This is a genomic window from Gimesia maris, from assembly GCF_008298035.1.
Taxonomy (GTDB): domain Bacteria; phylum Planctomycetota; class Planctomycetia; order Planctomycetales; family Planctomycetaceae; genus Gimesia; species Gimesia maris.
The window spans coordinates 3,653,693-3,664,463 of the sequence record NZ_CP042910.1 but is presented as its reverse complement, the minus strand read 5'-3'; the positions used below and the strand labels follow the sequence as shown (position 1 = coordinate 3,664,463).

Sequence of the window (10,771 nt, the reverse complement as noted above, 5' to 3'; positions counted from 1 at the left end):
TTTTCAGTTCAGAAACAGTCCCGTCCTCCAACACCCAGACCGTAAAGATATCTTCTGTTTTCTTCTCATCGGAACCCGGCATCCGGTACCGCAACAGTGACTGCTTTACCCACCCGTACCATCGATTCCAGCTTCACGGGTTTCTGCTTCAGGGCTCAGTGTTTCCAGTCACCTGGTTCATACGTCAAGAGCACATGTCAGATACGAATCACAAAGACACTGTTGGGGGCGATTTCAGACAGACGGGGCATCTGGTCCGAATCAATCTTCCAGTCTTTGAATTCCATGAGAGCCTGAGCGATGGTGGCAGCTTCACCAGCCGCGAAGAAAGTCAGTATCAAAAACAGGCATTTCACATCCATTCTGCACCGATATCAATAAGGCGTGTCGTTATCGCAATTCTGGCTGCCGTAACCTCGTAAAAAAACCGCTCAGTCCGCGTGAACCGAATACCAGACAAAACCCCAACAGTAATCGGCAGGCAACCGCCACGCCCGCTGCCTGCAGGGTCAGGGGAATATGAGCAAAGTCGTTTGTTTGCTTTAACTGAAACAGTTGAAACAGAACATTCCCCAGATCGGCGATCCCCCAGGTCAGCACCAGCAATCCGACTGCAGAAAATGCCACTGACTGCATCTGTTCTGCGGTGACACTTTTCGAAGCGTGCTTTATTTCACTGTCAGGCAACAGGTACTTCACAATGGTCGCCGATCCGAACCAGAGCAGGCAGGCGGTAATCGTATAAAAAGTCAGAGGCATCAACTGCAGATAAAACATGCCGGACACCGATGTAGAAAACTGGGCCGAGGCCGTCTTCCACGCGACAAACGTCATGACAAAGGATGCCACAGTCTCCAGTGCCTTGATTGCATAAAACAACCCGACCAGCCGACAGCCAATATAAGCAACTTCTTCTTTTTTCATCTGATCCTTTCAAGCCAGTTTTTAGACAGCGTTCTGCCGTCCCCATCGATACTGTTACAACCTTATCAGAATCAGCACCAAATTCAGAGCCGAATCAAGCTGACAGTTCCCGAAATGTTTTCAATTCCCTCTCAGGTCAATCCAATTGATTATCACACTTGAAATGTGGCACGTGTTGCGATCAGTTCTGATAAATCCCGAAAAGTCCGCAGATTCCCGAATTGTAATTGGCGTCCTCCCCGACGATGCAATTCCGCACGAAACAACAGAAACAGCAGTAGAAAGCCACCGGGAAACAGCAACGGCCACAGACTTCGGCTGAACAGGGAGAACATCGCTGCGAAAGGCAGAGTACCTGTCATCCAGAGCAGACTGATGTCGACTCCCCGGTAACAGTCCCAGTTCAGAATCGAAGGCCGAGGCAGAGTACCCGGCGCCAGATTCGCTATATTCCATTGGAAAGTGTCCGCGAATTGATTCGTATACGGAATCAAAGGTGTTGAAGGGGAGATTTCCGACACATCCGCCCCCGCTTCCTGGAGTAACGCGCGGATCGTCAGAAAAGTCGATGCAGGTCGGCACGGTTTTCCAAAAAACGTCTCTTCACGAATCACTGGGGTTGATGCGTGCCGGGCGATCAACTCACACACACCACCCAGGGTCTTCTTTCGCTCCGGCTTAAGAACCTCACGCCATTCTTCATCGGGCAGGTCAATCCCCCCAGGCGTCATTCCAGGCTCGACCCAGGGGCCGCCATTCCAGATAATCGCATTGCCACTGCCATTCTTCGACGGTCGTCTCAAAAGTCAGTTCTTCTCGAGGCAGCATGTCATGCTCAAGCAGAAAGATCTGCCGATGCTGATCCTGAAATACCGACAACACATATTCCGGCGTCGCCGGAACTTCAACAATTATCTTTTCGCCATCCATGTGAAACATCCTTTCTAATCCGCTGTCAGACCAGTTCCCAGTAGACCCCCAGGTCTTCGTATTGCGTTACTTCATACCATTCGACAGACGCCTCGTTAACTACGTAGACCATCAGTGCCGCGGCCACATCCAGAAATACCAGAGACACGTCTAACGCGATCGCCCAGCGACTGGCCACCAGCAGTTCGCCCACCGTTTCAGCACGCGACATATAGTATGATGTAAAACACCCGACAGCACTGCTCAGCACCCATGCAGTCCACCAGAGGGGTAATACTTTGCTGTAGCTCGGCCGCTGCCTGAAGGCTTCGTAGATCTCTTTCATGATCAGATAAGGCTTCCACATGTTCAGAACCGGAATGAAATAACAGCCTACTGCCCATCCCGGCGAAGATGTCGGCTTCCCGGTTTTCACGCAGTGCGCATTGCGGCTCATCCGATAAACCCACATCAAGAACTGGATCCCGACAATGACTCGAAAACCCAATTGAGCCACTTTAATCATAAGTTGATGGACCAGAATGGAACCCGCTTCATCCATATTCACATCCACGCCATTCTTCGCAGACACAAGCAGTTCATACTGGTGATAACCATAGACAACCGCCACACCATTCAAAATAGCCGACAGTAGAATCAGGCTGATTAAAACATCTGTGAATCCAGTGGACTCCTTAAAACGAGAGTTCGACATCTCAAAAATCATTCTATTTTTTTTGCACCGTTCATGCTTGAAACGCAGCACGCTGTGCAATCAGTTCTGACAGATCTCTGAAGGTTCGCAGGTTTCCGAATTGTACCCGAACTGGGTCACGTCCCTTAGTACCATAGGCGGCAATCAGCAGGCATGCCAATACAAACATACACAACAGATAAGCTGCAGTCCCATATCCTACACTCAGAGGGCAGAGGATGAGAAAATATAATATAGCCGCTGTCCCAATCCAGTTCGTATCCCACACCGGTCTTTTCACCTGCACTGTAGGCAATACCCCGGGTGCCAGTTTGGCGATCGGTCCCAGAAACAGATCCAGCTGCCGCCGTGTCATTTCCGATAAAGACGTCGAGGGAGCAACTTCCGTAACATCAACACCAGCCTCCTGCAACAGCGAACGAATCGCCAGAAAAGCAGACGCAGGTCGACAGGTACGACCTATAAAAGACTCCAGATAAATCACCGGCATTGTCATTCGCGCGGCGATCCGTTCACAAAATTCGCGCACTGTATGCATCTGAGGACCAGAGACCGCCTGCGTCCAGTCTGATTCACTCAACCCCAGCCAGTCTTTTGTAAAAATACATATAAACCCCAAGTCATAGAGCTGGCAGGCCTCAAAAAGAGTTTCCAGCGGAGAATCGAGCGTCACCGGGATTTCTTCTTCCTCGGAAATAAGTGAGTTTTTACTCCAGTACTGACGCGACTGGTCCAGCAGCACTTCCAGCACATAATCCGGCGTCGCCGGGACTTCGATGATGGTCTGAGAAGATTTCATTATTTGCTCCTGAAACACAATCAGATAAGATCAATACCACCTGTTCACATTCCAGGGAAGCTTCTGCAAAGTCATCTTTGGTGAATCGTTCTGCACAGGCTTTGCTCACGGTGTAGACCATTAAGATTGCACTGAAGTCTCGCCGTATGAACTATTCTCACACCAGCACAGATTCTCATACTTATACCACACTGACCATCGGTCCAAAACAATTTCAGAAGGATTCAGAATTAAACTACGAAAAACAGAGATTCCGTGTCTGTTCCGAACCAGCAGGACTATTGCACCTGCTCTCGCAGGGTTTCCGTGTTCTGAAAAATTGATTCCACGCACTCACTTAAATCTTCGGAAGCAATATGCGAATGCCCGATATTCACCAGCTGTGAATGCACCGACTGATCTGCTTCGTTGGTAAAACATTCGAATGCAGCCTCGGCCAGCCCCTGGGCATATTTGGGTCCCACTCCCAGTGCCGCCAGTTGTCCCGCCACACTTGCATTGATGTCTTCCACATCCATCAAGCAGACGATCCGGCCCAGTCCAAACGCATACCCATACAGCGTAAAACCCATTACCTGCACCATCAGCTCGTCTTCCAGTACCCATCGCGGGTCAGCTGTGACCGCCTCAACGAACGGATCTGTTTTGTCTTCCAGTCGGCCTATCATAAATTCTCCTCTTGTCTGATTTCATTAATAAACTCGTTTTCAGAATCAGTATCTCCCTGCATCGACATAATACGATAATCGGCTCAACAGTTCTCTCACCGACTGGGAGTCACTCAATCCCTCATAATCCCCATCAGAGACGAGAACCTTCATCTCTCCTTCCAGCAGCATCACCAGTTCCACCACAATCAGCGAATCATAGTCAAGTTCGCTCAACCGGGTCTCCAGCGTTACCGGACGGGACAAAGTGATCTCAATCGCGGTTCGCTCACGTTCCCAGAATCCCAGCAGCAACTTTGCCCCCTCAATCCGACAACCACACTCCGGGCAGCAGACCTGATCAGGAACGGCATTCATACTGTGTGCCACAGGAGCCGTACACAACAGGCAATAGCAATGCAAATCTTCAGGAGTGCAGTATACAAATTCATGAATCAATACTCAAAATCGGTCGCCAGGCGATCCCAGTCCAGTTGTTTCAATGACCGTATAACCTCAGGATCGATCGGCATCGCATAATCATCCTGATACCAGACCACTGTCAAGCAGGAACCATGCATCTCTGTATTGCGCACCGGTGAAACAGATTTAAAACAACCAATACAGCAAATCAAAGGTAACCACTCCGGGTCCATCACCCATTCTTTCGGGTAATGTGATTTCTGCTTTCGAATCTCATCCATATCACCAGGCTCACGCAGATAATCACGACGACGTGGCGGAATCAGATAAGGCTCACCCAGTGTATACTCACGACGGACAGCACGGCACAAATCAACATCAATTCCCCAATCATTGGCTTTCTTATTGGGTACGCCTTCCATCATTCCGGCATAAGACTGAGACTGTTCCAGTTGATTGAGAATCAACTCCCGCCCCGAGTCCTGCTTGAGATTACAGGTCACATGATAGCTCAGATTATATTCCATATTTGCACACACAATTCTTATCAAGCTTTTCATTTACCGCAATTGCTCAGCATCGGGTGGAGCTGTTGGCTCGCTATTTAGACCGAATACGACTATTCTCAATTGAAAGAACGCATACTCATTATTCGGAATCCAGTTTCGGTTCCAGCAGTTCCCAATCAGGAGACTCCTCACGTACCTCAAACGTCCGTTCCGCTTTGCGATACAGATACTGGCAACCGCAGTGCGGACAGATCGCATCGACCGTGCGGACCAGCCTCAGCCGGGTTCCTGGCTCACTCTTTGCGATGATTGCTTTCACGATCTCATCCCAGCGTTCATCCGCCAGTTGAATTGCCTCGACTCCGAGCACCTCACCGCATTCCACACAGACAAACCGACCCGCCAGTTTTCTCATCCTTCTCTTTTCACGCAGAGACTGAAGTAGCGAAACAGGTAAGATGATTGGTATTAGCAGTATGAAGATCGTGAAGATGAAACCATTAGTAATTTTCTTAAGCATATTCATCCAGCCTGATCAACACGATAACTGCCATAAATGTGATTGTCCGTTATCTTATCATAACAACTCCATTCTGCTCCACACATAGAATCCCAGAGCTACATCACCCCGTCCCCCGATCCGCTGAAGGTGGATGCCCCAGTACCTGTCGATACTGGGCCGAGAACTGAAAGACACTCGCAAACCCCAACAGGTGCGCGACTTCTCCCACGCGCAGCCCCTCCTGCTGCATCAGCCGCCGGGCGAATTCCATGCGGGTCCGCCTCAGAAACTGCTTGGGACTCTCTCCCATCTGTTCGCGAAACAACCGCCTGAGATGCGGCTCCGAAAGCCCCACGATCTCCGCCAATTCGCTGATCCGATGATTCTGATCCGGAGCCGCTTCAATCAACCTCACCACCTTCCGCAGTCGATCATCCAGACGTCGCTGCGTCCCCCGGTCGGCTTCCGGAAACATCAGCCGTACCGCCGCCGCCAGCAGACAGCCCCCCGCATCCGCCTGTTCCGCCTGGATCGTTTTCAACAAACCAATCAGCGCCGACCGTTGTGGCTCCTGGCCAGGGAAGGGGACCGCGCGCTGTTCGGTCAGCCGCGTCGTCGCCTGAAATTCGACGAACAGATACGATACCGGCTCCCGCCCGAAATACCGGTTCTCCCTTACTCCGGGTGCCAGCAACCCCAGCCAACCCGCAGCGACCTGAAACGATTCCTCGGCGATGCGGTACTCGCCGCTGCCCGCTTCCACATACAGAAACCGGTAATGCGAGATCCGTCGGGGCCGCAGATGCAATTCCTGGTGAAACCGTACCCGGTTACTGGCAATATATTGAAATGAGTCTCCCATCACAACGTCTTCCCAATGATCGTTTTTGACATATAAATAACCGATTCTCCTATTCCGCCGCGGGATCGTCAACAGTAGGATGGCCGATTATGTTATCAGTGCTCCTCGCCAACTCGGTTCACTTTCGCCCGCTCGACCTGGCGGTGATTGTCGTCTATCTCACGCTGATGGCGGGCATGGGACTCTGGTTTTCCCGCCGCAACCAGTCGACCGAACACTACTTCCTCGGCGATCGAAATTTCCCCGGCTGGGCCATCGGCCTCTCCATGCTGGGCACCTCGATCAGCTCGGTCACGTTCCTCGCCTTCCCGGCGGCCGCCTTCGCCCTCGACTGGCGACAGCTGATCTCCAACCTCACCTTACCCTTCGTCGCGGTACTGGCCATCATCGTCTTCATTCCCTTTTTTCGACGGGGAAATACCACCAGTGCCTTCGAATACCTGGGCGACCGTTACGGCACCGTCCCCCGTCTGTACGGCACCCTCAGTTTCATTCTGCTGCAACTGATCCGCCTCGGGAAAGTTCTCTTCCTGGTTTCGATTCCGGTCAGCCTGCTCACCGGCTGGGATATCCGTCTCGTGATCGTCGGCGTCGGCATCTTCATCTCCTTCTACACTATCGCCGGTGGAATCGAAGCCGTCATCTGGACCGACGTCATTCAGACCATCGTCCTCTGGCTGGGGGGCATTCTCTGTTTCACAATCATCGTCACGCGACTCCCCGGCGGACTCGCGCAGGTCTTCGAAGTCGGTTCCGCCCAGGGCAAGTTCGGCATCGGCTCGTTTGACTTCAACCTGACCGAACGCACCTTCTGGACCGTCTCCCTGCTGGGCCTGCTCAACTGGCTGACGATTTACTCCAGCGACCAGAACGTCGTCCAGCGATTCATCGCCGCCCGCAGCCTCCGAGAAGCCCGTAAAGCAACCACTATTTACTCTGTCCTGGCCGTGTTAACCTGGTCCTTCTTCTTCGTCGTCGGCACCTGCGTTTTCGTCTTCTATCGCGTCTTTCCGGAATCCGCTGTCGCCAACCTCCAGGCCGATGAAGTCTTTCCCTGGTTCATCCTCACCCAGGTCCCCGCGGGCCTGGCCGGGCTCGTCATCTCGGGAGTCCTCGCGGCTGCCATGTCCAGCCTCGACTCCTCGATCAACTCCATCGCCACCGTCACCACGGTCGACCTGCTTAAACCCTGGCTCGCCCCGGGCAGAGACGACCGCTTCTACCTGCGGTTCGCTCGCCTGATCGCCGTCCTGGCCTCAGCCATTATGATCGGCGGTGCCGTCTTCTTCAGTTCCGTCGAAAAGGAAAGCATGAACGACCTCAGCTGGATCATCGCCTCCGTCTTTGGTGGCTGTCTGCTCGGCCTGTTCATGCTTGGCTTTTTCACCCGCCGCGTTGATAACACTGCCGCTGTCATCGGACTGGCCGGGGCGATCCTGGTCAACCTTTATCTTGGCTTGAGCACCGGCGGCTGGCTGCCCGCAGCCTGGTCCCTCCAGATTCACACCTACTGGGTCGGCCTGTTCGTCAATCTGGCCTTCATATCGCTGGCTCTATTGATCAGTCTCTTCCGCAGCCCCAACCCCCGTGATCTCACCGGCCTGACGGTCTGGACGCAGGAGCAACAGTCATGAGCGGGACCCTGCAGACCGACATCGCCATCCTCGGGGGCACACCCGGCGGTATCGCCGCAGCCATCGCTGCCGCCCGCCTCGGACGTAGTGTCCTGTTGATCGATCCCCAGGCCCACCTCGGCGGCATGTCCACCAGCGGCCTGGGCAAAAGCGACGTCGAACGCCGCCACCTGATCGGCGGCCTGTTTCAGGAATTCACACAGCGCATCCACCAGCACTACCGCAACCGCTACGCCCCGGACTCCACAGACATCGCCCTCTGCCAGGACGGCTATTACTTCGAACCCTCTGTCGCCGAAACCGTCTTTCACGACATGCTCAAGGCACAGCCGCAGATCACCCTCCTCACCAGTCACACTCTGAACTCCGCCACCACCAGCGAAAATCGACTGACTGCAATCAACATTCTCAGCCCTAAGCAACAACGCATCACCGTCCGCGCGCAGGTCTTCCTCGACGCCACCTATGAAGGCGATCTCTTTGCCGCTGCGGGTGCCGACTTCCGACTGGGACGCGAATCCCGCGACGAATTCGACGAACCCCACGCCGGCCAAATCTACTTCGACTACCAGCGACAACAGTTCCTCCCCGGCAGCACCGGGGCAGACGACGACCGACTCCCCGCCTACACCTACCGTCTCTGCCTGACCACCGATCCCGCGAACGCGGCCCCACTGACAGAGTCGCCTCCTGACTATGACCGCCGCCACTACCTCGGCTACTTCGACGATCTGGCCGCGGGGCGTCTGGCCGGTCCACTGCAGCTCAAACCGGGCCGGGGCTACGAACCGGCTCACTTTAACACGCTGGTCCGCGCTCTCAGCGTGACGCCGCTCCCCAATCACAAAACCGACGTCAACATCAACCCGCGTCCGCTCGGCTTCCCCTTTCCGGAACTGAACCGCGGCTATATCACCGGAGATGCCGCCACCCGCACTGCCATCTCCACCCGCATCCGCAATCGCACTCTCGGTCTGCTCTGGTTCCTGCAAAACGACACGCAGATCCCAACGCAACATCGCCAGATCGCCCGACAATACCATCTCCCGCTAGATGAATTCACCGACAACCGGCATTTCCCCTGGCAGCTCTACATCCGCGAGGGCCGTCGCCTCCGGGGAGAATTCACCCTCACAGAACGGCACATCACCCATCAGCCGGAGCAGGGGATCGACCAGAGAGAAATCGAAACCTTCGCCGACACCATCGCCATCGGCGAATTCCCTATCGACAGCTTCCCCTGTCAGCCCAGACAACCGGGCGACACCATCGTCCTCGAAGGCTACCTCGGCATGCTGGATCAGATCACCCGCCCCTACGAGATCCCCTATCGGATTATGATGCCGCAGACCATCGACGGACTCCTCGTCCCGGTGGCCGCCTCGACAACGCACGTCGCTTTTTCATCGATTCGAATGGAACCCACCTGGATGGCCCTCGGGCAGGCCGCCGGCGTCGCCGCCCACCTGGCAATTCAGCAACAGTGTGCCCTCCGCAACATTCCGATTCACGAACTGCAACAGCAACTGGCCAGCGATGGTCAGATCCTCAATCATCAACCTGAACTCAACCACGCTTCCACCAGGGAACCCCAGTCATGAAACAACTGATTTATACGCTCACCCTTCTGACCTCGATCTCCGCGGCCCTCGGTCCTGCTGTCGCAGCAGAGAAACCAGGATCGCCGGTCACCGTTCTGAATCTCCCCGGTTCCGGCACCGATCCCGCAGCCATCGATTATCAAAGTCTCCCGGTCCTCAAAGGCGAACACGCCATCATCAACCCGGCGGCCCTCGGTCCTTATCCCCGAAAATCAGATAAGATCGACCTCCGCGACCTGCGACTGAACCTGCACAACTACCTGATCTATCATGACGGCAAGTTCTGGTGCATCTGGAGCGACGGCCCCCGCATTGAAGACGAACCGACCCAGGAAATCAAGTACGCCACCAGCGTCGATGGACTCCACTGGACAGCAGCAAAATCGGTCACCGGCACTCCCAAACAGCCCCACGCCTTCATCGCCCGCGGACTCTGGCTCCGCGATGGTCAACTGCTGGCATTAGCAGCGAAATACCAGGGACACGGTGCCTTCGGCCCCCCGGACAAAAAGCACCTGGAACTGGTCGCCTATCGCTGGGAACCGAAGCAGGACAAGTGGGTCCTTGAAGGCAAACTCTACGACAACGCCATCAACAACTTCCCCCCGCAGAAGCTCCCCTCCGAGAACTGGATTCTCACCCGCCGCGATTCGCGGTTCAATGTCAGCGTGTTGATCGGCGGCGTCAAAGCCCTCGACGACTGGCAGTCCTTTCCCGTCGTAGGCGTCAAACAAGTCTCCGGCTTTCGTCCCGACGAACCGATCTTCTGGGTCCTGCCCGACAACAGCTTGTATGCACTCTTCCGCGACAACGGCAAATCGCAGCGGCTCTTTTTCTCGACGTCAAAAGACGAAGGCCGCACCTGGGACACCCCCGTCATCTCCAACTTCCCCAACGCCCGCAGCAAACTGTTTTCGCTGGCCACCAGCCACGGCTACCGCGTGCTCGTCCTCAACGCGCATCCGAAAGTCAACCGACGCGAACTCTACCTCGCAGTCAGCCCCGACAACAAAACCTTCACCCGCCTGGCGAAGCTGGAGATTCCCTCACCAGCCGAACTCCCCAAAGAGGTTGCCTCGCTAAAGAAGAAATTCAGTGCCGGCATCGCCAGTCTGCAATATCCGCACGTCATCGAACACGACGGCTATCTCTATATCGCCTTCTCACGCAACAAACTGCAGACCGAAGTCTTCCGCGTGAAACTCACTGACATCGATGCCCTGCTGAAATCGAAGAAGAACTGAGC

Annotated in this window: 14 protein-coding genes; 3 read left to right on the top strand and 11 right to left on the bottom strand. The window is 54.6% G+C overall.

What is annotated here, in order from left to right; all coding sequences use genetic code 11:
* Positions 1-197 precede the first annotated feature (197 nt).
* The 11 genes from GmarT_RS29525 to GmarT_RS13530 all read right to left on the bottom strand — a co-directional run bounded on the left by GmarT_RS29525 (position 198) and on the right by GmarT_RS13530 (position 6,290).
* The gene (locus GmarT_RS29525; RefSeq protein WP_155367868.1) at positions 198-356 is read right to left on the bottom strand and encodes a hypothetical protein; all 159 of its coding nucleotides are present in this window, start codon (positions 354-356) and stop codon (positions 198-200) included.
* A gap of 34 nt (positions 357-390) precedes the next feature.
* Entirely contained in the window at positions 391-924 is a 534-nt protein-coding gene (locus GmarT_RS13575) for a hypothetical protein (RefSeq protein WP_002686279.1), read from the bottom strand.
* Positions 925-1,076: 152 nt separating this feature from the next.
* Complete coding sequence (locus GmarT_RS13570; protein WP_002686280.1) at positions 1,077-1,655, bottom strand: hypothetical protein; 579 nt, start codon at positions 1,653-1,655, stop codon at positions 1,077-1,079.
* Positions 1,636-1,854, bottom strand: coding sequence for a hypothetical protein (locus tag GmarT_RS13565; protein ID WP_002686281.1), 219 nt, complete (start codon positions 1,852-1,854; stop codon positions 1,636-1,638). Before GmarT_RS13565 ends, GmarT_RS13570 begins: the two co-directional genes overlap by 20 nt.
* A gap of 25 nt (positions 1,855-1,879) precedes the next feature.
* Positions 1,880-2,548, bottom strand: a complete 669-nt coding sequence (locus GmarT_RS13560) for a DUF4328 domain-containing protein (protein ID WP_157158955.1) — start codon at positions 2,546-2,548, stop codon at positions 1,880-1,882.
* A 31-nt stretch (positions 2,549-2,579) separates the two neighbouring features.
* The gene (locus GmarT_RS13555) at positions 2,580-3,347 is read right to left on the bottom strand and encodes a hypothetical protein (protein WP_002686283.1); all 768 of its coding nucleotides are present in this window, start codon (positions 3,345-3,347) and stop codon (positions 2,580-2,582) included.
* A gap of 278 nt (positions 3,348-3,625) precedes the next feature.
* Positions 3,626-4,015 carry a hypothetical protein gene (locus GmarT_RS13550; protein ID WP_002686284.1) on the bottom strand — a complete coding sequence of 130 codons (390 nt, stop codon included), beginning with the start codon at positions 4,013-4,015 and terminating at the stop codon, positions 3,626-3,628.
* Positions 4,016-4,060: 45 nt separating this feature from the next.
* Positions 4,061-4,372, bottom strand: coding sequence for an acyl carrier protein (locus tag GmarT_RS13545; RefSeq protein WP_002686285.1), 312 nt, complete (start codon positions 4,370-4,372; stop codon positions 4,061-4,063).
* Between the two features lie 77 nt (positions 4,373-4,449).
* On the bottom strand, positions 4,450-4,944 hold the full coding sequence (locus tag GmarT_RS13540; RefSeq protein WP_002686286.1) for a hypothetical protein: 495 nt from the start codon (positions 4,942-4,944) through the stop codon (positions 4,450-4,452).
* A 121-nt stretch (positions 4,945-5,065) separates the two neighbouring features.
* Entirely contained in the window at positions 5,066-5,341 is a 276-nt protein-coding gene (locus GmarT_RS13535) for a hypothetical protein (RefSeq protein ID WP_002686287.1), read from the bottom strand.
* Between the two features lie 208 nt (positions 5,342-5,549).
* On the bottom strand, positions 5,550-6,290 hold the full coding sequence (locus GmarT_RS13530; RefSeq protein WP_002686288.1) for a helix-turn-helix domain-containing protein: 741 nt from the start codon (positions 6,288-6,290) through the stop codon (positions 5,550-5,552).
* 89 nt (positions 6,291-6,379) lie between these two features.
* Between GmarT_RS13530 and GmarT_RS13525 the strand changes: the two genes are divergently transcribed.
* Genes GmarT_RS13525 through GmarT_RS13515 form a run of 3 tightly spaced genes read left to right on the top strand, consistent with a single transcriptional unit; the run spans position 6,380 to position 10,769 of the window.
* Positions 6,380-7,924, top strand: coding sequence for a sodium:solute symporter family protein (locus tag GmarT_RS13525; protein WP_002686289.1), 1,545 nt, complete (start codon positions 6,380-6,382; stop codon positions 7,922-7,924).
* Positions 7,921-9,525, top strand: coding sequence for an FAD-dependent oxidoreductase (locus tag GmarT_RS13520; RefSeq protein WP_002686290.1), 1,605 nt, complete (start codon positions 7,921-7,923; stop codon positions 9,523-9,525). Before GmarT_RS13525 ends, GmarT_RS13520 begins: the two co-directional genes overlap by 4 nt.
* Positions 9,522-10,769: an exo-alpha-sialidase gene (locus GmarT_RS13515; RefSeq protein ID WP_002686291.1), complete on the top strand. Its 1,248-nt coding sequence runs from the start codon at positions 9,522-9,524 to the stop codon at positions 10,767-10,769. Before GmarT_RS13520 ends, GmarT_RS13515 begins: the two co-directional genes overlap by 4 nt.
* Positions 10,770-10,771: the final 2 nt, after the last annotated feature.